General features: G+C 38.2%; 24 protein-coding genes. 10 read left to right on the top strand and 14 right to left on the bottom strand.

Translation table 11 applies throughout. The features are described 5' to 3' along the window. Nucleotides 1-47 precede the first annotated feature (47 nt). The 3 genes from FNW07_RS10645 to FNW07_RS10655 all read left to right on the top strand — a co-directional run bounded on the left by FNW07_RS10645 (nucleotide 48) and on the right by FNW07_RS10655 (nucleotide 4,396). Nucleotides 48-3,059, top strand: coding sequence for a T9SS type A sorting domain-containing protein (locus FNW07_RS10645; protein ID WP_126744180.1), 3,012 nt, complete (start codon nucleotides 48-50; stop codon nucleotides 3,057-3,059). Between the two features lie 31 nt (nucleotides 3,060-3,090). Beyond that, nucleotides 3,091-3,894, top strand: a complete 804-nt coding sequence (locus FNW07_RS10650; protein ID WP_126744181.1) for a zinc-dependent peptidase — start codon at nucleotides 3,091-3,093, stop codon at nucleotides 3,892-3,894. Between the two features lie 82 nt (nucleotides 3,895-3,976). Further along, on the top strand, nucleotides 3,977-4,396 hold the full coding sequence (locus FNW07_RS10655; protein ID WP_126744182.1) for a CBS domain-containing protein: 420 nt from the start codon (nucleotides 3,977-3,979) through the stop codon (nucleotides 4,394-4,396). Between the two features lie 39 nt (nucleotides 4,397-4,435). Here the strand turns inward: FNW07_RS10655 and rpe are convergent, their stop codons facing one another. Beyond that, a complete protein-coding gene (gene rpe, locus FNW07_RS10660) occupies nucleotides 4,436-5,098 on the bottom strand; it encodes a ribulose-phosphate 3-epimerase (protein ID WP_126744183.1) in 663 nt (220 codons plus the stop codon). Between the two features lie 238 nt (nucleotides 5,099-5,336). Between rpe and FNW07_RS10665 the strand changes: the two genes are divergently transcribed. Next, complete coding sequence (locus FNW07_RS10665; protein ID WP_126744184.1) at nucleotides 5,337-5,537, top strand: hypothetical protein; 201 nt, start codon at nucleotides 5,337-5,339, stop codon at nucleotides 5,535-5,537. Here FNW07_RS10665 and FNW07_RS10670 read toward each other — a convergent pair. The 4 genes from FNW07_RS10670 to FNW07_RS10685 form a co-directional block, all read right to left on the bottom strand. Beyond that, nucleotides 5,529-6,392 carry an RNA polymerase sigma factor RpoD/SigA gene (locus FNW07_RS10670; RefSeq protein WP_007137700.1) on the bottom strand — a complete coding sequence of 288 codons (864 nt, stop codon included), beginning with the start codon at nucleotides 6,390-6,392 and terminating at the stop codon, nucleotides 5,529-5,531. The genes FNW07_RS10665 and FNW07_RS10670 overlap by 9 nt on opposite strands. Nucleotides 6,393-6,554: 162 nt before the next feature. After that, nucleotides 6,555-8,708, bottom strand: a complete 2,154-nt coding sequence (locus FNW07_RS10675; protein WP_126744185.1) for a polyribonucleotide nucleotidyltransferase — start codon at nucleotides 8,706-8,708, stop codon at nucleotides 6,555-6,557. Nucleotides 8,709-8,852: 144 nt separating this feature from the next. Next, complete coding sequence (gene rpsO / locus FNW07_RS10680; RefSeq protein ID WP_126744186.1) at nucleotides 8,853-9,119, bottom strand: 30S ribosomal protein S15; 267 nt, start codon at nucleotides 9,117-9,119, stop codon at nucleotides 8,853-8,855. Nucleotides 9,120-9,246: 127 nt separating this feature from the next. After that, complete coding sequence (locus tag FNW07_RS10685) at nucleotides 9,247-9,702, bottom strand: GAF domain-containing protein (RefSeq protein ID WP_126744187.1); 456 nt, start codon at nucleotides 9,700-9,702, stop codon at nucleotides 9,247-9,249. Nucleotides 9,703-9,773: 71 nt separating this feature from the next. Between FNW07_RS10685 and xrtF the strand changes: the two genes are divergently transcribed. The 6 genes from xrtF to FNW07_RS10715 all read left to right on the top strand — a co-directional run bounded on the left by xrtF (nucleotide 9,774) and on the right by FNW07_RS10715 (nucleotide 14,551). Beyond that, the gene (gene xrtF / locus FNW07_RS10690) at nucleotides 9,774-10,328 is read left to right on the top strand and encodes an exosortase family protein XrtF (protein WP_126744188.1); all 555 of its coding nucleotides are present in this window, start codon (nucleotides 9,774-9,776) and stop codon (nucleotides 10,326-10,328) included. Further along, nucleotides 10,303-10,746 (top strand): exosortase F system-associated protein, encoded by a 444-nt coding sequence (locus tag FNW07_RS10695; RefSeq protein ID WP_126744189.1) that lies wholly within the window; start codon nucleotides 10,303-10,305, stop codon nucleotides 10,744-10,746. The genes xrtF and FNW07_RS10695 overlap by 26 nt, the downstream gene beginning before the upstream one ends. Nucleotides 10,747-10,820: 74 nt before the next feature. Continuing rightward, nucleotides 10,821-11,222: a hypothetical protein gene (locus tag FNW07_RS10700; protein ID WP_126744190.1), complete on the top strand. Its 402-nt coding sequence runs from the start codon at nucleotides 10,821-10,823 to the stop codon at nucleotides 11,220-11,222. Nucleotides 11,223-11,294: 72 nt separating this feature from the next. Further along, complete coding sequence (locus tag FNW07_RS10705; protein ID WP_126744191.1) at nucleotides 11,295-13,307, top strand: TonB-dependent siderophore receptor; 2,013 nt, start codon at nucleotides 11,295-11,297, stop codon at nucleotides 13,305-13,307. Between the two features lie 15 nt (nucleotides 13,308-13,322). Continuing rightward, entirely contained in the window at nucleotides 13,323-13,664 is a 342-nt protein-coding gene (locus tag FNW07_RS10710; RefSeq protein ID WP_126744192.1) for a heavy-metal-associated domain-containing protein, read from the top strand. A 203-nt stretch (nucleotides 13,665-13,867) separates the two neighbouring features. After that, nucleotides 13,868-14,551, top strand: a complete 684-nt coding sequence (locus tag FNW07_RS10715) for a DedA family protein (protein WP_126744193.1) — start codon at nucleotides 13,868-13,870, stop codon at nucleotides 14,549-14,551. An 84-nt stretch (nucleotides 14,552-14,635) separates the two neighbouring features. Here FNW07_RS10715 and FNW07_RS10720 read toward each other — a convergent pair whose 3' ends face one another. The 9 genes from FNW07_RS10720 to miaB form a co-directional block, all read right to left on the bottom strand. Next, a complete protein-coding gene (locus tag FNW07_RS10720; RefSeq protein WP_126744194.1) occupies nucleotides 14,636-16,990 on the bottom strand; it encodes an MG2 domain-containing protein in 2,355 nt (784 codons plus the stop codon). 93 nt (nucleotides 16,991-17,083) lie between these two features. Beyond that, nucleotides 17,084-18,709, bottom strand: a complete 1,626-nt coding sequence (groL, locus tag FNW07_RS10725; RefSeq protein ID WP_126744195.1) for a chaperonin GroEL — start codon at nucleotides 18,707-18,709, stop codon at nucleotides 17,084-17,086. A gap of 29 nt (nucleotides 18,710-18,738) precedes the next feature. Further along, nucleotides 18,739-19,014 (bottom strand): co-chaperone GroES, encoded by a 276-nt coding sequence (groES, locus tag FNW07_RS10730; protein ID WP_126744196.1) that lies wholly within the window; start codon nucleotides 19,012-19,014, stop codon nucleotides 18,739-18,741. A 140-nt stretch (nucleotides 19,015-19,154) separates the two neighbouring features. After that, a complete protein-coding gene (gene secG / locus FNW07_RS10735; RefSeq protein WP_126744197.1) occupies nucleotides 19,155-19,541 on the bottom strand; it encodes a preprotein translocase subunit SecG in 387 nt (128 codons plus the stop codon). Nucleotides 19,542-19,543: 2 nt separating this feature from the next. Then, nucleotides 19,544-20,413, bottom strand: a complete 870-nt coding sequence (locus tag FNW07_RS10740; RefSeq protein WP_126744198.1) for a tetratricopeptide repeat protein — start codon at nucleotides 20,411-20,413, stop codon at nucleotides 19,544-19,546. A gap of 24 nt (nucleotides 20,414-20,437) precedes the next feature. Further along, on the bottom strand, nucleotides 20,438-20,941 hold the full coding sequence (locus FNW07_RS10745; RefSeq protein ID WP_126744199.1) for an LptE family protein: 504 nt from the start codon (nucleotides 20,939-20,941) through the stop codon (nucleotides 20,438-20,440). Between the two features lie 32 nt (nucleotides 20,942-20,973). Continuing rightward, complete coding sequence (locus FNW07_RS10750; RefSeq protein WP_126744200.1) at nucleotides 20,974-21,813, bottom strand: hypothetical protein; 840 nt, start codon at nucleotides 21,811-21,813, stop codon at nucleotides 20,974-20,976. A gap of 34 nt (nucleotides 21,814-21,847) precedes the next feature. Then, nucleotides 21,848-23,104: a sigma-54-dependent Fis family transcriptional regulator gene (locus FNW07_RS10755; protein ID WP_126744201.1), complete on the bottom strand. Its 1,257-nt coding sequence runs from the start codon at nucleotides 23,102-23,104 to the stop codon at nucleotides 21,848-21,850. A gap of 185 nt (nucleotides 23,105-23,289) precedes the next feature. After that, nucleotides 23,290-24,735, bottom strand: a complete 1,446-nt coding sequence (miaB, locus tag FNW07_RS10760; protein WP_126744202.1) for a tRNA (N6-isopentenyl adenosine(37)-C2)-methylthiotransferase MiaB — start codon at nucleotides 24,733-24,735, stop codon at nucleotides 23,290-23,292. Nucleotides 24,736-24,924 lie beyond the last annotated feature (189 nt).

Consider the following 24,924-nt stretch of genomic DNA (forward strand, 5'->3'; position numbering starts at 1 on the left):
AGATATGGTGTTTATGAAATCAGTATTTTAGCTGAAAATATTCATTTATGAGAATTCCTACTCTTCTGTTTTTTGTATTTTTATTTTGTCAAACATCGTATGCTGATATTGATGAAAATTTGGCGCCTCCCACGTCAGTAAATATAGCTTACAATACTCCTTTCTGTCAATCTGACGGCGTCCAAAATGTTACTATCACAGGAACAGGAAATTATATTGGGGGTGTGTACACATCCATGATGGGACTGGTTATCAATGCAGCAACCGGTGCCATTACGCCAAGTGTGAGTTCGCCAGGATGGTATGTAGTAACTTATACTATTCCCGCAAATGGTACCGATCCTACGATGGTGGTTAGTACAGCCGTTACAATTAACGCGTCGCCTTCCTTATTGCAGCCACCATCATATCAAACTTGCGATGCTGACGGAGACGGGTTTGCCGCTTTCTACTTGGATTCTTTAATTCCTATGATAAATGCAGAACCAAATACAGTCGTTACATTTTATGAAACTGCAACAGAGGCGCAAAATGGATTTAATAATTTGATGAGTCCGTATCATACTATTATTCCTTTTTTTCAAACTCTTTATGTCAGAGTACAAAATACTATATCAGGATGTTTTAGAATTACCACTCTTGACTTGATTGTACATCCGTCACCGGTTATGCCATCAATACCGGATTTAGTAAAATGTGATGCCGACAGCAACACGCAAAATGGTTTGACCTCGTTTGACTTAACACTTCAAAATCCATTTATATTAGGAGCGCAATCCGGATCAACCGGTTATAGTATTCAATATTACACCTCGTTGTCCAATGCTCAAGCTCAGGCAGCACCTGTAGCCGCCCCAAATAATTTTATGAATACTACCAATCCACAGACAATATGGGTCGGTATCAATGATGATGTTAATGCTTGTTTCAGCATTGGAAGTTTTCAGTTGACGGTCGGTACCCCGTTAGCCCTGACAACGCCATCTCCTTTATCATTATGTGATGACGGTCCGCAAACTCCGGTACCCACAAGAGTATTTGATTTAACGGTAAAAAATAATGAGATAACACAAAACTTACCGGGCTACACGGTTACCTATTATCCTAGTTATGCCGATGCTTTAGGTGGAACTAATGCAATTGCTACACCAACTACCTATATCAATTTATTCAATGCACAAACAATAGGGGTAAAGGTCACAGCTCCGTCAGGATGTTTCAGCTTCACGACTTTAACTATCCGTGTATTGCCATTGCCCACACCGCTTTCTCCAGCAGCATTAGTTATGTGTGACGATGTTAATAACGGAAACGGAACAGAAATGTTTGATTTGACACAAAATGAAGGTTATATTGGAAATGGTGGTCCTTATACTTTTGAATATTATCCCACCCTAGCTAATGCGGAGTCTCAAACTAATCAAATTACAACACCAACTTCATTTGAAATGGGAACCGGCGTAATTTACATTCGTGTGATGAATAATCAATTGGACTACTCCGGTGCAAATTGTTATGCTTTAGTGCAGCAATCAGTGACTGTGAATCCATTACCGGTTGTAACAGCGCCAGCGCTATTCGCAGTTTGTGATAGCGACGGGGATGGAATTGCTGCTTTCGATTTAACCACAGTAATTCCGGGTATACTAAATGGACCTACAAATACGGTAATTACATTTCATTTAACTTCAATCGATGCACAGAATGGGACTAATCCATTACCGAATAGTTATACTAATATCTCAAATCCACAAGATATTTATGCGCGGGTTGTGAACCTAATTACAGGCTGTGTAAACACAAGGGGAATTGTTACGTTGCAAGTGGCATCAGGAGCCACGGCAACAGCACCAATGCCATTGTATACTTGTGACGATGAGAATAATACTCCTAATGGAATATATACCTTTGATTTAACACTATTAAATGCAGATGTATTAAATGGGCAAAATCCGGGTTTATTTACAGTTTCGTATTTTTCTACTCAAGCAGATGCTATAAGGGGAACTAACGCAATAGCAAATCCAAATTCCTATATAACAGGAACGAGAACGGTATGGATTGCAGTCACCAATGTAGTCACCCTGTGCAGGTCTGACATTACCTCGATATCGATAACCGTGTATCCATTAGCAGAACCAACGATTACATCAAGCACCGACGGGAACGCTATCTGTGTGGAGTGGGGATCAAATGTGATGCTAAGCGGTTTAACCTTAATTAGCGGGATCGCTAATCCGGATTATACGTTCCAATGGTATTTAAATGGGGTGCCTCTCCCAGGAGCTACAAATGCTACATTAGATGCCTTAGTGCCTGGAGTTTATGAAGTCGTGGCTACAAATCCAGAGGGATGTTCGTCGTATATATCTAATGGATTTGAAGTAATACAATCAGGACCACCAGTGATGGTTTCTTATGTCACGGGTGACCAAAATATTTTAGTACATATTGTTGGATATGGTGTTTACTACTATCAGTTGGATAATGGTCCTATTTTGGATAATGGGGGTGTTTTTGAAAATGTCAGTTTGGGCTTGCATACTGTTAGTGTATACGATGTCCAAGGTTCTTGCGGCATCTTAACGATAGCAAATATTGATGTATATAACACTCCTGCGCCTGTGGGGGATTCAGTTCAAATTTTCAGTGCGGGGCAAACTTTAGCGGATTTAGCAGTTACTGGAAGTGCTATTCAATGGTATGCTGCAGCAAGTGGCGGAGTAGCTTTGCCTAATACTGCCGTTTTGGAAAATGGAATGACGTATTATGCCAGCCAGACTATTGACGCACATGAAAGTTCCGACAGATTAAGCATAACGGTGCAGCTTTCCGACGTAACCTATTTTCCAAATCCGGCAACCAATTCGCTGAAAATTAACTCGGTAGAAAAAATACAAACGATTACGCTGTACAATACTTTAGGATTGGAAGTCTACAGACAAAACTTCAATGATTTCAGTTCCGAAATTGAAATTTCATCGTTACTTTCAGGAACTTATTTTGTAAAAGTGGAGTCGGTAAACAAACAAAAGGTTTTCAAAATCATTAAAAAATAATAGTTAAAAGCCATTTCAATCTGATGATTAAATGAATATTGGTCAAATTTTATTGCTTGTCATTGCCCTTCTTCTGGTGATCTTGTGGTTGTTCAGGGTAATAATTGAGCCCACCTATGTCTATATTTTCAAAAAGCCACTTTATATCCATTGGTATCCTTTTCCCAAAAATCTAAGTTTTGACCAAAGGCAAATCCTGGAGAAGGAATTTGTTTTCTATCAAAAGCTGTCGGAAAAGCGAAAAAAATATTTTGAGTATCGTGTAGCTTCGTTTATTCATAGATACCAATTTGATGGTAAGGCTCATTTTATTGTCACCGATCACACCAAGATACTAATTGCTGCTCCGGCGGTAATGCTGACCTTTGGAATGCGACGGTATCTGATTGATGTTTTTGACACCATCATTATCTATCCCAAAGTTTATTTTTCGACTATTACACAGGAGTTTCACAAAGGAGAGTTCAATCCAAGACTGAAAACCCTGGTCTTTTCTTGGGAAGACTTCCAGCAGGGTTTTCAACTGGAGGCCGACAATCTTAACTTGGGATTGCACGAATTTGCTCATGCGTTGCATTTCCATGGACTAAAAGGACGTGACCAGAGCAGTATCGTTTTTTCCGATGGATATGTTAATATAAAAGAGTATTTGGTGCGCCCAAATGTACTCAAGCTCTTAGTAGCTTCCAATTATTTTCGGATTTATGCCTACACCAACCAAATGGAGTTTCTGGCTGTAATATTGGAGCATTTCTTTGAAACTCCGCAGGTGTTTAAAAAAGAATTACCTGAACTTTTCGAAAAAGTGCGCATGATGATTAATTTTAATGAATAAATAACTGAGCTGTTACGATTTAAGACCCAAGTTTTTTGTAATTTTACTATGAATAAATTGCTCATAATCAAAGTATTACAATATGAAACAGCATGTCCCAGTCGCTTCGATTATGTCTACGAACGTGGTCAAGCTCAATTTGTCAGATGATTTGACGAAAGCAGAAATACTCTTCAAAAAAAACCACATACGGCACATTCCTGTTGTCGAGGGAGATCGGATTATTGGGATGCTCAGTTTGACCGATTTGCTCCGCATCAGTTTTGTGGACGCTGTGGATGATGATGAATCTGATGTGGATACAACGGTATATAATATATTTACCATTGAACAGGTGATGGCTAAAAAGCTGGTGACAGTGAGCCCTCAGACTACAATTAAGGAAACTGCCCAGATTCTGGCTGCAAGAGAATTTCATGCGTTGCCGGTTTGTGACGGGGATTTATTAGTAGGGATTGTTACAACAACCGATTTGATTCGATATCTGATTGATCAATATTGATACAATATAAAAGGCTCCTTTTACAGAGCCCTTATTGTTTTAGAATGTAGTCAACTTCTTCAGGTCCGCAATGGTTTGCGTTGGATTTTGAGCTTTAAAAACAAAATTCCCTGCCACCAATACATCTGCTCCCGCTTCCACTAATTCCTTTGCATTTTTATCGGTTACACCTCCGTCGATTTCGATAATTGTAGAGGCACCATTTCGGGTAATCATTGTCTTTAATTCCTTTATTTTCTTATAGGTATTTTCGATAAAGGATTGTCCCCCAAATCCTGGATTCACACTCATTATACATACCAAATCGATATCTTTTATCAGGTCTTCCAAAAGACTGACGTTCGTATGAGGATTTAATACCACTCCGGCTTGCATTCCTTCGGCTTTTATGGCCTGTAAGGTGCGGTGCAAATGGTTGCATGCTTCATAATGAACAGATAAAATATTGGCGCCTAAATCGGCGAATGTTTTGATATATCTGTCCGGATCGACAATCATTAAGTGGACATCGATAGTTTTCTTAGCATGTTTGTTGATGGCTTCCAAAACAGGCATTCCAAAGGAAATATTAGGGACAAAAACGCCATCCATAATATCAATATGAAACCAATCGGCCTCGCTGTTGTTGATCATTTCGATATCGCGCTGAAGATTGGCGAAATCGGCTGCCAGCACTGAGGGTGCTATAATTGTATTCTTCATTGTGTAGTTGTGTTGTTTATGCAAAAGTAGGTTATTCGGAAGAATTGTTGATTTATTTATTTTGAAAAATTTGAAAGCGCATTTGGAAAGTGAATGTCGTGGGTTCTACAGATTGTTTGCGTGAGGGATTGCAGCGGCATCCTCTTAGCGGAGCGAAGAGATACAGCGCAGAGCCCGACCCGGAGTTTTCGGAGGGTCACGCCCAAAGAAAATTGATGAGATTGCTTCGTCTCTCGCAATGACAAAAAACAGAATTCCGGACCCGAGCCTGAAAGGCGAACAGAGCGAAGCTAAATCAGCCGGAGTTACACCAGCAATCAAAAACATTTTTTGGGTAATGACTAAAAAACAAAACTCCGGTAATCAGCCGGAGTTTCAATCATCAATCAAAAAACGAACAGTTGTGAAACTGTTGTTGCGGTCATTAGGATTACCCTAAATATGTTTTTAAAATTTTACTTCTAGAAGTATGTTTCAATCTGCGGATTGCTTTTTCTTTAATCTGACGAACGCGTTCACGGGTCAGGTCAAAAGTTTCTCCGATTTCTTCCAGTGTCATTGGATGCTGATCGCCCAAACCAAAGTACAAACGAACGACATCAGCCTCACGAGGTGTCAATGTTTCCAAAGAACGCTCGATTTCGGTACGTAATGACTCGTGGATCAGCTCACGGTCCGGATTTGGAGATTCCCCTGAACGCAAAACGTCATAAAGGTTAGAATCTTCTCCTTCCACAAGTGGCGCATCCATAGATAAGTGACGTCCGGAGTTTTTCATGCTCTCTTTAACGTCATTTACCGTCATATCCAGTTCTTTTGCAATTTCCTCAGCAGAAGGTGGTCTTTCATTGGATTGTTCCAACAAAGCATACATTTTGTTGATTTTATTGATAGAACCAATTTTATTTAAAGGCAAACGAACAATACGTGACTGTTCTGCCAAAGCCTGCAATATCGATTGACGAATCCACCATACAGCATAAGAAATGAACTTGAAACCACGGGTTTCGTCAAAACGCTGCGCTGCTTTAATCAGGCCTAAATTTCCTTCATTGATCAAATCGGGAAGGGTAAGTCCTTGGTTCTGGTATTGTTTTGCAACTGAAACCACAAAACGCAAATTCGCTTTTGTTAATTTCTCTAATGCTTTTTGGTCTCCAGCCTTAATCTTTTGAGCCAACTCTACCTCTTCATCGGCGGTAATAAGGTCCACTTTTCCAATTTCCTGTAGGTATTTGTCTAATGAAGCAGTTTCACGGTTAGTTACCTGCTTGGTGATTTTAAGTTGTCTCATGTTTTTGTCTCCTTAATTTAAGTGTACAAGTAGTTATACGTAAGTAGTGAACAAAAAGTTACATAAGTTACGAAAATATTTTTAAATTGTAAACAAAAACCCCGCTTCAAATGAATGAAACGGGGTTTTCTATAAATAAACCTTTAGTAAACTAAGATCTGATTACTCTCTTCTTTCCTCACGGACAGGTCTTGCTTCCTCGCGCGGAGGTCTTGGCAAAAGTGCTTTTCTTGACACTTTTTCTTTTCTTGTCTTCGGATCCATACCTAAGTATTTCACTTGGAACATGTCGCCCATTTTTACAACATCAGAAACATTTTCTGTGCGTTCCCATGCCAATTCAGATACGTGAAGCAAAACTTCATTTCCTGGTGCAGCCTGATATTCTACTACCGCTCCAAAGTCAAGCATTTTAATTACTTTAACGTCGTATGCATCGCCAATAACCGGTTTGAAAGTCAATGAGTCGATTTTACGCAATACTGCTTCAATTCCGTCCGGATCAGTTCCAAGGATTTCAACAACACCCTGCTCATCCACTTCGTTGATTACGATGGTAGTTCCGGTTGCTTTTTGCAATTCCTGAATTACTTTTCCACCAGGTCCGATTAACGCACCAATAAATTGACCAGGAATAGTTACCTTGATAATTTTCGGAGCATATTTCTTAACTGTTGCTTTTGGCGCTGCTAGTGTCTCGGTTATTTTTCCAAGGATATGCAAACGACCATCACGAGCCTGCGCTAACGCTGCTTCCATAATGTTATAAGCCAATCCTTCAATTTTGATGTCCATCTGACAGGCAGTAATTCCGTCAGCCGTTCCTGTTACTTTAAAGTCCATATCCCCTAAGTGATCTTCGTCACCTAAAATATCAGACAATACAGCAAATCTATCGCCATCAGTTATTAATCCCATTGCAATTCCTGAAACTGGTTTGATCATTTGAACCCCAGCATCCATTAAAGCTAATGTTCCGGCACAAACCGTTGCCATTGAAGACGAACCGTTAGATTCCAATACTTCCGAAACAATACGGATGGTGTATGGATTTTCAGCAGGAATCATGTTTTTCAAAGCACGTTGTGCTAAGTTTCCGTGACCTACTTCTCTTCTTGAAGTTCCTCTAAGAGGTTTAGCTTCCCCGGTTGAGAAAGGAGGGAAGTTATAGTGAAGGTAGAATTTTTCTTCTCCTTGTTCGCTTGGTGAGTCAATTTGGTTGGCTTCTCTTGAAGTACCCAAAGTTACTGTAGCCAATGCTTGTGTTTCACCACGTGTAAATAATGCAGAACCGTGTACTGAAGGTAAATAATCTACCTCACACCAGATAGGTCTGATTTCTGTGGTTTTTCTTCCGTCAAGACGTGTTCCTAAATCCAAAGTTACGTTACGAACTGCTTCTTTGTTGGCTTTATAGAAATATTTAGAAACTAAATCTCCGTCAGCTGCCAATTCTTCTTCTGTAAATAACGCTTTTACTTCTTCTTTTACTTCAGCAAATTGTGCTGTTCTTTCTTGTTTCGCTGTACCTTGTTTGGCAATAGCGTAACATTTATCATACGCTGCTGCTTTTACTTTTGCAAAAATAGCTTCGTCTACTTTTTCCTGCTCGTAAGTTCTAACCTCTTTTTTGCCAAAAGCGGCTACTAGTCTTTCCTGTGCAGCAATTTGAATTTTGATAGCTTCGTGAGCAAATTTAATGGCTTCCACCATTTCATGCTCTGAAATTTCTTTCATCTCACCTTCCACCATAGCGATCGAATCTTTAGAAGCACCGATCATCATATCAATATCTGATAATGCTAATTGTGTTCTGCTTGGGTTGATGATGAATTTTCCGTCAACACGTGCAACTCGTGCTTCAGAAATCAAAGTCGCGAAAGGAATGTCAGACAAAGCCAAAGCTGCCGAAGCTGCTAATCCTGCTAATGCATCTGGCATAACTTCTTCGTCATGTGACATTAATTGAATCATCACTTGCGTTTCTGCGTGATAATCATCTGGGAAAAGCGGACGTAAAACACGGTCTACTAATCTCATTGTCAAAACTTCGCTGTCGCTTGGTCTTGCTTCTCTTTTGAAAAATCCACCAGGAAAACGTCCTGCTGCTGCAAATTTTTCACGGTAATCTACCGTCAATGGTAAGAAGTCCACCGGGCTTGCTTTTCTGGCAGATACAACAGTTGCAAGCAACATCGCATCCCCCATCCGTACTACTACTGAACCGTCGGCTTGTTTTGCCAATTTACCGGTCTCGATTGAGATGCTTCTGCCATCTCCTAAATCGATAATTTCTTGTGAAACTTTTGGAATCATAAATTTTTCTTTGTGATTAAACAATGGGTTCTAGTTGTGTTGTAGTTGTTGTGTAGTTATGTGCCTAAAACCCAATGAAAAACCAAACTTTTTCTGCAATATATAAAAACAAAAAGAGGCGCGTGTGCACCTCTTTTTTATTGATTATTTTCTAATATTCAATACTTTGATAATCTCACGATATCTGTTGATTTCAGTTTTCTTCAAGTAATCAAGTAAGCTTCTTCTTTTACCTACTAATAATACTAGCGAACGCTCTGTGTTGAAATCGTGACGATTTTTTTTCAAGTGCTCAGTTAAGTGGCTGATTCTGAAAGTAAACAAAGCAATTTGTGCTTCTGATTTTCCAGTGTTTTTTACATCTCCGTGTTTAGCGAAGATTTCTTCTTTAATCTCTTTAGTTAAATACATTCCAATATTGGTTTAATGATTTTTATGTATGTCGATATCTATTATTCGACCGGGCAAAAGTAATATTTATTTTTGGATATTCAAATAAAATTCTATTTAATCGTTTAAATGCTTATTTGCCAAGCAATTAATACAGCTTTGAAATTTCGCTATTGACAAATTCCAAAAAGCGCTCATCGGCATCTGTAAAAGGGTCTAAAACATTCGAATCAATATCAATCTGACCAATGTTCTGTCCGTTTACAAAAAGAGGGACCACGATTTCCGACTTCACCGTAAAGCTGCACGCAATATAATTATCCTGTGCCTGAACATCAGGAACTACAAAATTCTCATTCGAAACTGCTACCTGTCCGCAAATCCCTTTTCCAAATGGAATAACGGTATGGTCTGTCGGTGCACCAACATAAGGTCCGAGGATTAATTCTTCCTTATCGCCGTTTCGGAAATAAAATCCAACCCAATTGTAATATTCAATATGCTTTTCAAGAAGTTCGCAGATTTTCAACAGCTTCTCTTCTTTAGTCGCTAATGCATCAGTTGTAATTGCAGTTACTTTTGGTTTTAATTCTTCGAAAGTCATGATTTACTATTTTTTATGCAAAAGTATAAATGTTAGTCTCTTATTTTATATAAATTTGTTAAAAATTCACTTTGAAAAATTATTGGATTCAATACAGACCGTTTTTGCTTTTCCTCGGAAAATTTGCGTTGACGTATCTGTTGCTGGCATCTATGTACCAGCTGTATCTCAATCAATTTGATGTCAAAACCAATGAAGTTGATGGTTTTACGCAATCAGTGGCACAACAGTGTAAACAGGTTTTGCTTTTTTTTGACGATTCACATACTGAACTTCATCCCACCCAACCGAGTGTCAAGCTTTTTTATCGCGAGAAATTTGTTGCCCGAATTATAGAAGGCTGCAATGCTTTGAGTGTGATTATACTGTTTATCGCTTTTGTGGTGGCATTTACCGGAAAATGGAAATCAACGATTCTATTCATACTGGGAGGGAGCCTGCTACTTCACGTCCTTAATATTATCCGTATAGCACTTTTGGCTATCGCTTTGTACTATTACCCCGAGTGGGAGCCTATTTTGCATGGTGTAATTTTTCCGTTGTTCATATATAGTGTCGTATTTATGTTGTGGGTAATCTGGGTTAATAAATTTTCTTTGTATGCTAAAAAAACTACTGCGTCATAAATCAAAAATCGCCTGGATAAGTTTGTTTGTGTTATTCTTGATATTGGTAAGAGCCTTTGAAAATACTTTGTTCTACGATCCTTATTTGGCATATTTTAAAATGGATTACACAAACTTACTTTTGCCTGAAACCAGTGGTTTGAAATTATTTTTCGGGCTTTTATTCCGTTATGCACTCAACACAATCATTTCGTTGGCCATCATTTACGTCTCTTTTAAAGATCTTGACTTGACAAAATTTGCCGCCCTTTTATATCTGTTTTTCTTTGTAATTCTGATTGCGGCTTTCTTTATTGTAGAGTCATATTATGGTGAAAGCAATAAAATGATGCTTTTTTACATCCGTCGGTTCCTGATTCAGCCTTTATTTTTATTATTGTTTCTTCCTGCTTTTTATTATCAGAAGCAGATCAAGTAGGAATGGAACCTTTCAGTTGTAAGTTTTAACAGTAATTTGATTTTATACGTTTTTTTAATAAGTACTTTTACAAAATGAATTTCAGAAAACATCTTAGTGTCATAATCGCCTTTTTCCTGTTGGTTTCCAACGTTGGAATGGCTTTAAATGTGCATTATTGTGGGGATGAGATTGCATCGGTTTCGTTGAAGACATCTATTTACGCTGCAGATTATGAAAAAGACTGTTGTGGTGTTGTTGAAAAAAGATCCAATTGCTGCAACGATCGGGTAGTCCAATTTCAAAAAAAAATAGATCATTCTGTTTTTAAAGCCTTTTCATCGGATTCCGTTTTTACCTTTATAGCTGCAGAATGGCATCCTGTCATGTTTACTACTCTATTCAATTTCAAAAACGATCCGGCCGCTTCGTATTATTGTGATGCGAATGCGCCACCGTTTTTCCAATTGTACCATCAATATATTTTCTACGCCTGATTTTAATGTGCATTAAAGGGAAGCCGTTCTTTTGCGGCAGCCTACTACTTTAATAAACATTAAAATCATTTTATGCAAAAACAAATTTCAATACTTTTATTATTGTTGTTTGCCGCTTCTTATGCCTTTGCACAGGATACTCTGCAGGCGGTGGAAGTAGAATCCAGCCGTAAAAGTCTAAAAAAATCACTCACTGCTACAGCAAATACGACCCTATTAAGCAGCAAAGAATTGCTCAAAGCAGCCTGTTGTAATCTGGCGGAAAGTTTCGAAACCAATCCGTCGATAGATGTCAATTTCTCGGATGCGTTAACCGGAACCAAACAAATCAAAATGTTGGGTCTGACCAGTCCGTATCTGTTGATTAGTGAAGAGAATATTCCTTCCGTTCGTGGCGCTTCCCAAGCCTATGGATTGTCATTTACCCCGGGAACATGGGTCGAAAGTATTCAGATTACCAAAGGTGCCGGTTCCGTCGTGAATGGATTCGAAAGTATTTCGGGACAAATCAATACCGAATTGATCAAGCCGATAAAAGACATTCCATTTTTCCTGAATGCATACGGTTCGACGGATTCCCGATTTGAATTAAATACCCATTTCAATAAGAAAGTTTCTGAAAAATGGGCCACCAGTTTGTTTGTTCACGGAAACACGAGAGTTTCGAAAAACGATATGAATGATGATGGTTTTCTGGACAATCCATTGGCAAAGCAAATCAATGTGTTGAATCGCTGGCAATATACGGATGCGAAAAAAGGCTGGGTCAGTTTTATCAACTTCCGCTATATGAATGACAAAAAACAGACCGGCGAACTCGATTTCGATCCGAACCTTGATCAGGGCACTACCAATTACTGGGGTTCTGAAATCAATACCGAACGATTGGATGTGTCTGCCAAACTTGGATATGTTTTTCCTGATGTGCCGTATCAAAGCATTGGTTTTCAAAATGCCTTCAATGTGCATGACCAGGATTCCTATTTTGGTCTGAACCAATACAACATCAAACAAAAAAGCTACTATTCAAACTTGATTTTCAGTTCGATAATCAATAACACCATGCATAAATTTTCTACAGGAATCAATTTTACCTATGATCAATATGATGAAGTTGTCAATGTAAATGATTATAGCAGAATTGATAATTCGGTTGGGGCTTTCTATGAATATACGTATGACAATGCGGATAATTTCAGTGTCATACTAGGAGGAAGGCTTGACAACCATAATCGTTTGGGCACTTTCATGACGCCAAGATTGCATGCGCGTTACAATCCTTGGGAAAAAGGAGTGCTGCGGTTCTCCGCGGGAAGAGGAAAGAGAAGCGCGAATATTTTTGCAGAAAACCAACAGCTTTTTGCGAGTTCCAGAATATTTAATATTTTTAATGCAGGCGGAAAAATTTATGGACTGGATCCCGAAATTGCGTGGAATTATGGAGTGAGTTTCATGCAAAACTTTACGTTGTTCAATAGAAGTGCCGATGTAGGATTGGATTTTTACAGAACCGATTTTCAAAATCAGGCTGTGGTCGATGTGATGCAAAGTCCCCAGCATGTTTTGTTTTATAATCTGAATGGGAAATCGTATGCGAACAGTCTGCAGGTGGAGTTCAATTATGAATTGGCCAAGCATTTCAATTTGCGTACGGCTTACAAATACTACGATATTCAAACGGATTATTTGTCAGGTATTTTCGAGAGACCCTTACAGGCGAAACACCGCTTTTTTGGAAATCTTGAATATGCGACTCATATTGGTGAAAAAGGAAAGCAATGGAAATTCGATTATACCTTTAATTGGTTGGGGAAACAGCGGTTGCCTAATACCGGATCCAATCCGCCTGACGACCGAATGCCGGAGTTCTCACCTTCGTTTTCCGTGATGAATGTCCAGGTAACCCGAACTTTTTCTTCTACTTTTGAAATGTACATTGGAGGGGAAAATATTGGAAATTATCGACAGGATAAAGCAATTTTGGGTAGCGATGACCCTTTTGGTCCTACTTTTGATGCCTCTATAGTGTATGCGCCGGTTTTCGGCCAAATGTATTATGCCGGCTTGCGTTTTAAAATTAAATAATATAAAAATTAAATAATGAAGAATATTTTTTTAGCACTAGTACTGACATTTATCGGATTCACTGTGCAAGCACAAGAGACAAAAAATAAAAATGCCAAATATGACATTGAAGTAAACGGCAATTGTGAACAATGCAAAAAGCGTATTGAGAAAGCAGCCTATGGTGTTATAGGAGTCAAATTGGCCGAATGGCATGTTGATGATCACATCCTTCACTTGATTCTAAATGAAGAAAAAACTTCTCTTGCATCGGTCACAAAGGCAATAGCAAAAGTGGGCCACGATACGGATGAAACAAAAGCGTCACAGGAGGATTATGACAATTTACATCACTGTTGCAAATATGAAAGAAAGTAACCTTAAAACCCAAAGTAAACGCTTTGGGTTTACTTTTATAAGGTATATTTTTCGATCTGATATTATTTAAATGATTTGGGAACGCAAGGTTTGAGATGAGTTGAGGCCGTTAAATAAGTTTTAAAGTAAGCGATAAGATTGCGGTTAAGATAAATTATCCGTACTTTCACACGGAAATATTTAGTACAAAAATCCCCCGAATAATGAATGATTTTGATTGGAAGAATTTAATAGATCCTCTTTTTTATATACACTTTGATATCAACGGAATAAAGCTTGGAATTTACATTGTTTTGTTTATTGTCTTTGCTGAAACGGGGCTTTTCGCCGGATTTTTTTTACCAGGAGACAGTTTGCTGTTTCTGGCAGGAATTTATAACCGTGAATTGATTGAAAACGTCATGGTATTGGGAAGCGATTTCCTTAATGTGACAGTATTATCGGTATTTGTTGCTATTGCAGGAATTCTTGGGAATATTGTTGGGTATTGGTTTGGTTCCAAAAGCGGTTATTATTTATACAATAAAAAAGACAGTTTTTGGTTCAAGAAAAAATACTTGATCCAGTCAAAAGATTTCTTTGAAAAGCATGGAGGCCGGGCTATAATTTTTGCCCGTTTCTTACCGATATTCCGAACTTTTGCACCAATCGTGGCCGGAATTGTAAACATGGATAAGAAGAAATTTATGTTTTTTAATATTGTCAGTTCTTTTCTTTGGTCCTTTACATTGATTTTTGCAGGACACTATCTTTATGGTTTTTTGCTTAAAAATTATGGGATTGACCTGAAAGAACACATCGAAGTTATCGTCATAGGTTTAGTCGGAATTACGATTATCCCCGTTCTGTATAAGTTTAGCAAAAAGTTGCCTGTACCAAAAATTTAATAAAACACAGTAAAAAAATCCGTTCACGATGTGGACGGATTTTTTTATTCTTAAAATAAGTGAATATTTAAGTTTTCTGAGTGATTATTCCACTATCAGTGTTTTTACTTCTGAAATAATTTTTCCGTCTGCCGACATTCCTTCAATCAGGACTTTGACAGTTTTTTGTTTTAGAGTTGGCATCGTGAATTTTATAAAATTAGTTGCACTATCCAAGTTGGGTTCCCAAAAAATGGTACCGTACTTTTTAAACCCATTACTGTCAAAAGAAGTATATTCTGGAGCAATGAAACTGTTTTCGGGGGCAAATGCGTTTTTAATCAGGAATGATTTTGATTTGGATTTTCGGGGAGCTGATCGATAGTCTTTGTTGGTGTAAATTTTAATGACACCAGTCCCTGTTGATTGAATGCTGGTTCCGTTTTTATCAATGTAGATCTCGCTTATATACTTTAATGAAAAATTATCAAGCTCGTTAAACTCATAAAGTTGGTTGTCATCTAAATATATCGATGGGATGTTTGGCTTCGTCATTGACACTTTTGTCCTGCCTCTGATGTACACATTACCCATCTGGCTTCCGGCATCAAATCCATGTCCAGCGAGATATTGAACCACATTACTATACATTTTGTAATCATCGTCAGAGATTTTATAGGCTTTGGACATGCTGTTGCCAAATTTGCCCATATTGTCGAATACAACTTTTTTAGATTTGTTAATCAATGTTACGTCGTCCAGCTGGACCGCGTCTTTTAAAGTCGGAACATCAATAGGGGCAGAGTTCGTAATTTTTTGATTTGAAATACAGGAGCTCTGTTTGCGATTTAAAGATTTAAGGAAAGGCTTGTCGTTATTTACAATTTGCGGATAGTAATTGAGTTCTTTATACTTTTCCCCATTTTTGACAAGTGTGAAATTAACTTTTAATGAATCACTCGCAATAAAATTATTAAAGTAGAATTCATTTTTATCGGTGATTTCTGCAAATTCATTAATTCCTCCGGTAAAAGAAAATAATTGGACTTTGTATTTTTCACGCTGGTCTAAGGTCTCATTTATAACCCCTTTCAAGGTAAGCCCTTTGTTAAAAGAGTATTTGATAACTGGCGCATTTCTCATTGCGCTCCAATCGTATTTGCTGGATTTTTGGTTTAATAAAATAAGGTCCAAGTCGAAATTTTTTGCTCTCGAAGGGTTTTCAAATAACAAACCAGCATTCGGGACACTATGCTTGAGATAAGGCGTTAACAGCAAAGAATTAAAAATGGTGTTTTCAGTGTTGGAACATATACTCCCTTCCGGTAAAATGGAAATGCCCAACTTGATATTTGAAGTAGTCGACATCGCATTAACCTGAACGGTGTCCTGGTTTTTTTTAATGGTTTCAAGGTTTAATTCAAAGCTGTTTTTATGTGCTTTATATATAATACGTTCATTCAGCTGATTTAGATTTTCGTCTATTATCCGTATGATATTTACACCATCAAATAAATTTGTATTGGCTAACACAATAGGGTGGTCGTTCTCTTTTACCTGAAAATTGACGATATTTATTTTGTCATTCTGATTTACCGTGAGATAAAGTTTTTTGCCAGCCAAAGTACTCTTGGTCTGTTCATTGGTCCGTATCGAAATGAAAGTTTTTGATTCATTCGAATAATTATTTACCGTTAACATTGTGCCAGTATCCTGAGGTTGGGGAAGGCTCTTTGTAATTTGATGATTGTTGTAATTAATTACAATATGATAGTTCTCTTTTCGGGCCTGTAGTATTTCAAATTTACCGTAGCCAAAAGCATTGGTCTGAAAACTGGAAATCTCTTCACCTTTTCCATTGAGTACTTTTCCGTTTGAAATGGATAAACCTTCGTGATTACAATCGGTTATCGCAATGCCAATGATATTGTTTACCCCTGTTAAAAAAACACCTCCTTCGGGATGAAATTCAACTATAGGCTCATTATTCAGATAACTAATATTTCCGTCACTGTCATTGATAATTTCCACTCTAAAAACTCCCGATTCATCTTCACTGAAATTATTACTCCAGTTGGTATGCACCTGAAAATAATATTTTCCCGTTTTCAGACTGCTGTTAAGTTTAAAATCTCCTTGAAAAATACCGTCGTGTGCATATAGTAATTTACTTCCGATTTTTTCTCCTTCCGGGGTAAAGAAATTCACATAGATATTAGTGGTTTCTATGTAGGGAGTATTGTTTTTCTTGTCAAAGACAAAACCTTTGAACCAGATGGTTTCATTGGTTAAATAAGTACCTTTATTAAATTGCAGGTGATAATTTTCTCTGTCTAGTTCAAAATATTGAGCGGTAATATCGGCAATTTTTTCTTCTGTAGATTGGGAATGTACCAGTACTGATGAAAAAATAATGGAGATGAACATTAATAAATTATGAAGCCTTTTTTGGATTTTCATTAATTACACAGGTTTGAATTATTTTTTGAGTGCAAATATAAAAAAATCCGAAGAATACTTCGGATTTTTCTTATATATAATATTGGGGTGAGTTTACATCATTCCCGGCATACCACCACCCATTGGCATGGCGCTATTTTCTTCTTTTATTTCAACCAGAGCACATTCTGTAGTAAGAATCATACCTGCTACTGAAGCTGCATTTTCTAACGCAACACGGGTCACCTTTTTAGGATCAATAATTCCGGCAGTCAACATGTCAACATACTCATCAGTTTTGGCATTGTAACCAAAATCTCCCGTTCCTTCCGCTACTTTTGCCACAACTACTGAACCTTCCAGTCCTGCATTTTCAACAATAGTTCGTAATGGAGCTTCGACAGCTCGGGAAATGATTTGGATTCCGGTGGCTTCGTCCGCATTATCCGCAATAAGATCTTTCAGGGCGTTTTTGGCTCTCAGTAACGCAACGCCACCTCCGGCAACAATTCCTTCTTCTACAGCTGCACGGGTTGCATGAAGTGCATCGTCCACACGGTCTTTTTTCTCTTTCATTTCTACTTCAGAAGCAGCTCCTACATATAGAACCGCCACACCGCCAGCTAATTTAGCCAAACGTTCCTGTAGTTTTTCTTTATCATATTCGGATGTGCTTCCTTCCATCTGGCCTTTAATTTGGTTGACACGGTTCTTAATCATGTCCGCTTCGCCAGCTCCGCTCACAATGGTGGTATTATCCTTATCGATAGTCACTCTTTTTGCAGTCCCTAACATTTCAATAGTAGTGTTTTCAAGTGTATACCCTCTTTCTTCAGAGATTACGGTTCCTCCTGTTAAGATGGCAATATCTTCTAACATTGCTTTTCTTCTGTCCCCAAAACCAGGAGCTTTTACTGCCGCGATTTTCAAGGCGCCACGTAATTTATTTACCACCAAAGTCGATAAGGCTTCCCCGTCTACATCTTCCGCGATAATCAATAATGGTTTTCCGGATTGAGCAATTGGCTCCAGAACCGGTAATAATTCTTTTAAAGAAGATACTTTTTTATCATACAAAAGGATGTATGGATTTTCCAGTTCAGCTTCCATTTTCTCCGGGTTGGTCACGAAATAAGGAGACAAATATCCTCTGTCAAACTGCATTCCTTCGACCACATCCACATACGTATCCGTTCCTTTGGCTTCTTCAACAGTAATTACTCCTTCTTTTCCAACTTTTGCAAATGCATTCGCAATCAATTCACCGATAACTTCGTCATTGTTTGCGGAGATTGCTGCAATTTGTTTTATTTTTTCCGAATCGCTTCCAACTACTTTGGCCTGTTTGGTCAAGTCGGCAACGATAGCTTCAACAGCCTTGTCAATCCCCCTTTTCAGGTCCATTGGATTGGCTCCTGCGGCAACGTTTTTCAGTCCTTCCTTTACGATGGCTTGTGCCAAAACTGTAGCGGTAGTTGTTCCGTCTCCCGCTAAATCATTGGTTTTAGAAGCAACTTCCTTCACCATTTGTGCGCCCATATTTTCTAAAGGATCTTTCAGTTCGATTTCTTTAGCAACGGTAACACCGTCTTTAGTAACCGTTGGTCCTCCAAAGGATTTACCAATTATTACATTACGACCTTTTGGGCCCAGGGTTACTTTTACCGCGTTTGCCAATGCATCCACTCCACGTTTCAATCCGTCCCGTGCGTCTATATCAAATTTTATGTCTTTTGCCATTTTAATGTTGTTTTATGTTTAGGGGGGAATTAGATGATCGCTAAAATATCATCTTCTCTCATTATCAGGTAATCTTTTCCTTCCAGTTTCAATTCAGTACCTGCATATTTTCCGTAAAGAACCGTGTCTCCAATTTTAACGGTCATCGTATGGTCATTCGTACCATTTCCAACAGCGACAACAGTTCCTTTTTGTGGTTTTTCTTTGGCAGTATCCGGAATGAAAAGCCCGGAAGCAGTTTGAGTTTCAACAGCTACGGGTTCGATAAGAACGCGGTCCGAAAGAGGTTTAATGTTTAAAGCCATAATGCTATATTTTTTGGGTTATAATTATTTGGATGCATAACCCTATTTCAGAAATTATGCCAATGGATAAATACTGACAATTTTACTTAAAAAAAATGCCAGCATTGTCAGGCTGGCATTTTATATATTTTATAAAGGAATTATTTTTTTTCTTGTGCAGCTTCTGTTGGAGCAGCTTCAGTTGGAGCCGTTTCTGCTGGAGCCGTTTGTGTAGCTGCAGGTTTTGTCGCTTCAGGAGTTGCTGTTGGAGCAGCTGTCTGCGTATTGTCAATAATTTTTGAATTCGTATCGCCCAACGCTCCGGTAAAGCTCAAGCTTGATAATAAGATTAATGCAATTAGTACAGTTGCCAATGTCCAGGTACTCTTGTCAAGGAAATCGGTAGTTTTTTGAACGCCACCCATCATTTGAGATCCACCTAATGAAGAAGACAATCCGCCTCCTTTAGGATTTTGAACCATAATTACCACGATTAAAAGAAAACAAACGATTGTTATTAAAACTAAAAAAATTGAAAATGTGCTCATTGTTATTTATTGTTTTGTTGTAAAATCCTAATATCCGAAATTCGGTCTGCAAAGAAACTAATTTTTTCTGGATATTTCAAAATTAATATTTCATATGCTTGAATTGCTTTTTGATATTTTTTCTGTTCCAGATAAACCCTTGCTAAAGTTTCAGTCATTAAATAGGATTTGTCTTCGTTGCTCTGCTCAAACATGACCTTTAATACGCTGTCCTGTTTTACAGGTGGTATTTTTGGGCTGGATTCAATAAACTTGTCGATTAAGTCTGTTTTTTTCTTTTTCTCCAGATCCATCTCCGTAACAGGCTCATCCTTTATTACCGTATTATCTCTCTCGATAGGCTGCATTTTTGATAATTGTAGCCATTCTTGGAAAGAATGTTTTTCTTCTTTTGAAAAATTGAGCGGTTTTCCGATTTCTAATTTTTCTTCGGCAATTTCGACAACGGCATTGCCTGCATTTTCTGTTTCTTGGATGTCAATTGGCGAAGATTCTTTTATTGAGGTCAGAATCGATTGCTCCAAAGGATTTAATGGCGGAAGTGGTTTCTCCTTTTGAATGATTTCACTTCCTGATACGATGATATCATGAATTTCGGATTGTTTCTCCTGATATAAATTTTTATGAATAGCAGTAAAAGAATCAGAAGTAATAAAATCAAACAGCACACTTCGGTCAGTGGTGTGGACGGCAGTGATTTTTAAATCGTAATTGTACCTGAAACTATCCTGATTGTATAAACCTTTCAAGCGCAAGGCTCTGGCACTTTGAAAAAACGGAAATTCATTCACGATTTTTTCCAAAGCCAAAGTCTGCTTGTCATTGACAGCATTTGGATGGTTGATTAAATAGGTGTAGTCAGTTACGTTCAAAATCAGAGTTTCATTATAATTAGATTACCACTTGGCCAGTGAGTCGTTGAAAATATCCTGAGTTATTCTTTCAAAAATAAAATCCAATACTTCTGTCAGTTTCGCTCCAACCAATTGTTCGGTCCCATCATAATCTTTATAAAAAGTAAATTTTTTCTCGAAGTTATCGGTTTCCTTTTTTTTATTGGTAAACGTGACATTTACCGTAATGGAAAGCCTGTTTTGAGCAGCACGTTGGTCGGCTGTAGCAGTCATCGGGCTGATTCGGTAGTCGACAATCTCTCCTTCGTATACCAGGTCTCCATTGAAATTGGTCAGGTTAAGATTAGTCTGGTTCTGAATCAGCTCCTGCAGGCGAAGTGTAAAAGTTCTTTCGATTCCGGGTTCAACGAGTGTTGCATTGTTTTGAAACGGGTTGACCTGAAAGGTTTTAGCATCAATTTTCCCGGTCCCGGTAAAGTTATAGACCGAACAGCTGCTTAGTGCAAAAAGACTGAAAAAGGTAAGTATATAAAGTATTTTTTTCATTTCGATTTTAAAAAGTCAAAGATATGTTTTTGTTACGGAATAATATCCCCCTGATAATAGTATAATGAATGGGTGCCGGACCCTTCTAAATTGCCCATATAATAATTGTTGCTAATACATTTAACAGGCAGATTATTGGTATTATATTCATATTCATAAACAGTATCTTCCGGGCCTTCGCTATCATATCCGTTAAGGAGGACATTGTTATTTGAACTGTATTCCCCTATGGACCAGTTTGCTGGACCTACATAATTTTTTGTAATAAAAATGGTTCGTACAATTGGAAGCAAAGCTGTTTTGAAAGGATTTATTTTGGTGTCATATTGGTAATCTCCGTCCCCTGCACCGCCATCATAATAGCCAGTTAAATTTCCGTTTGTAAAATTACCTACATACCATTCGCCTTGCTCAGTACCGTCCTGATTAACCCCATAGTATCCTTGTCGGATTAACAATCGTTCAGCATTTAAGGAATATGTATAAGTATAGTTTTCGCTGCCCGAAACAATATTTTTTATGTATGCATTTTCTGCGGGATCATAACTAACAGGAATGCCGTTAGCGGATGTTACATGTCCGTTATTGTCATAGGTAAACGTATGTGTGATTGTAGCAGCCCCATCACTATAGATACTATTTGACAATAAATTGCCATTTGCATCATAGGTAAAATGCTCCAGAACTGTTCCATCCTGTTTTTTAATATCCTTAAGCAGACCATTTTCGTTAAAAATCCAATTTCTTTCATATGCTGAATCTGGATAAAATCTAACCAAAACCAGTTTAGTGGGATCTATGGAACTAGTCTCCTGATTAGTGCAGGAAAGGCATATTAGAACCAATAAAATAATGCTTACGATTTTTTTCATTTTGCTTTTTTTTTATAAAAGTAAAGAATAAATACTACAAATCAAATTGCTTTATTTTACGATACAAGGTTCTCTCGGAAATGCCTAATTCATCGGCAGCTGCCTTGCGTTTGCCTTTGTTTTTCTCCAAAGATTTCTTGATCATTTCGATTTCTTTTTGCTCCAGTCGTAGGACTTCTTCCTCTTCTATGGTTTCAGCAAATTGGTAATTGTCGTCCTGTTCCTCATAATTATTGTCTTCAGTGGAACTGCTCATGATGGAGGTGCGTGGTTCTTCTTCAAAATCGATGTCGTTGGCATTCTCTTTCTGACCGTATATTTTTTTGATCAGATGCTGATTGGTTTCCTGAACTTTTACGTTTCCGTTCTGCATCAGTTCCAAAGTAAGTTTCTTCAGGTCATTCAAATCACTTTTCATATCAAAAAGGACTTTGTACAGGATCTCTCTTTCTGTACTGAAATCACTCTCGTTTTTCTTGTCGTTGATTACGGACGGTAAATTGCTTCCTTCTGTTGGAAGATACGATTGTAAAGTGATGGCAGTAATATCACGATTGGTTTCCAGAACCGAAATCTGTTCCGCTACATTTCGCAACTGACGGATATTTCCGCTCCAGCGAAATTTCTGCAATAACTGCACGGCATTGTCATCCAGTTTGATGGGCGGCATTTTGTATTTATGGCTGAAATCGGACGCGAATTTTCGGAACAACAAATGAATATCATCCTTACGTTCCCGCAGTGGTGGTAACGATATGTCAACCGTACTCAACCTATAATACAAATCCTCTCGGAATTTCCCTTTTTCAATGGCATTGAACAGATTGACATTGGTCGCGGCCACAATCCTCACGTTGGTTTTTTGCACCTGGGAAGAACCGACTTTTATAAATTCCCCATTTTCCAAAACACGCAGCAAACGGACTTGAGTGGTCAATGGTAATTCGCCCACTTCATCTAAAAAAATGGTTCCGCCATCAGCTACTTCAAAGTACCCTTCTCGGGTTCCGGTAGCGCCGGTAAAAGATCCTTTCTCGTGCCCGAAAAGTTCACTGTCGATAGTTCCTTCAGGAATGGCCCCACAGTTAACGGCAATGTATTTTCCGTGTTTTCTGTGGGAAAGCGAATGTATGATTTTCGGAATACTCTCTTTTCCGACACCACTTTCGCCGGCAACCAATACCGAAATATCGGTAGGGGCAACCTGAATTGCTTTTTCTATCGCACGGTTGAGCTTCGGGTCATTCCCGATAATCTCAAATCGTTGTTTTATGGCTTGAATCGATTCCATGTTCTATTTGTTTAACACTAATTCAAAACTGAAATTAATGTTGGTGTTTTTATTTGGTTGCTTCGACTTCATGTTTTGGGAAATACGTTTTGATGACAAAGAAAGTCGCTCCAAAACCCACTATAAAAGCAATTAAACCAATAATTATATTTTTTTTAGATATCATTTTTCTTGAAGTTTTTGTTCTAATTCATCTCGCTCAATCCAACTGCCTTTCCTTTCAAAGTTCCCGAGGTGCAGCTTTCAATTATCACATTCACGAAATCCCCAATTTTATAGTCCTCTTTCGGGAAAACCACGGTAATACTTTGTGAATTCCTACCTGAAAACTCTTCTTTGGATTTTTTTGAAATTTTTTCCACCAAAACTTCTACGATTTGTCCAACGAATTCTTCACTGCGCAACCAGGCATATTTTTGTTGTAAATCGACAATCTCCTGTAATCTTCGAGCTTTAGTTTCATCCGCGACATCATCTTCCATTTTTCTTCCCGCCAAGGTTCCCGGACGTTCCGAGTAGGAGTACATATAGCCAAAGTTGTATTTCACATAATCCATCAAACTTAAAGTGTCCTGATGGTCTTCTTCTGATTCTGTCGGGAACCCGGCAATCATATCCTGTGAAATCGAGCAATTTGGAATAATGGTCCTGATTTTATCAATTAAAGTCATGTATTCTTCACGGGTGTGCAAGCGATTCATTTCTTTCAGAATCCGGTTGCTTCCTGATTGTACCGGTAAATGGATGTGTTTGCAAATATTCGGATGTCTCGCAATGACATGCAATACTTCTTCATGCATGTCCTGAGGATTGGATGTTGAGAATCGAACGCGCATTTTCGGGAAAGTAACTGCAACGGTTTCCAATAACTGTTCAAAACCTACTGCGGTTGCTTTTTGCATTTCGGTCGCATTGACAAAATCTTTCTTCAATCCGCCTCCATACCACAGGTAACTGTCAACATTCTGGCCTAAAAGCGTAATTTCCTTAAAGCCCTTATCCCATAAATTCTGAATTTCCGCTATGATACTTTGTGGCTCCCGGCTTCGCTCACGTCCACGGGTAAAAGGCACCACGCAAAACGTACACATATTGTCGCACCCTCGTGTAATAGAAACCAATGCCGTAATTCCATTGCTCATCAATCGAACCGGAGAAATGTCACCATATGTCTCATCTTTTGATAAAATAACGTTGATGGCATCACGACCTTCTTCGACTTCTGCCAATAAATTAGGTAAATCTTTGTATGCATCCGGACCGACAACCAAGTCTACGATTTTTTCTTCCTCCAAGAATTGGCTTTTTAATCGCTCGGCCATACAGCCCAGGACGCCAACCTTCATTTTTGGATTCACGCGTTTTACGGCATTGTATTTTTCCAGACGTTTGCGCACGGTCTGTTCCGCCTTATCACGAATCGAACAGGTATTAACCAAAACCAGATCTGCTTCTTCTAAAATTTGAGTGGTATTGTAACCGTTATCGGAGAGGATGGAAGCTACGATTTCACTGTCCGAAAAATTCATCGCGCAGCCGTAACTTTCTATAAATAACTTCTTGGTATTTCCAGCTTTTAAATCTAGTACAAGGCTCTCGCCCTGCTTGCTTTCTTCAATAATCTTTTCCATAGGGCACTTTCAAAGAGTAATTTCTTCTTGTGGCAAAGATAGTATTATTTGAATATATCTGACAAGATGTCAGCCTAAGATTTAACAGAATCTTTTATAAAGCGAGGTAAATCTAATTTAAGAAAAGTTGCTTTTTAATGGAAAAAAAGCAAATAAGGTCGGAGATCTATTCCTATATATTAATACAAT

The organism is Flavobacterium sp. GT3R68, from assembly GCF_007109225.1.
Lineage (GTDB): Bacteria > Bacteroidota > Bacteroidia > Flavobacteriales > Flavobacteriaceae > Flavobacterium.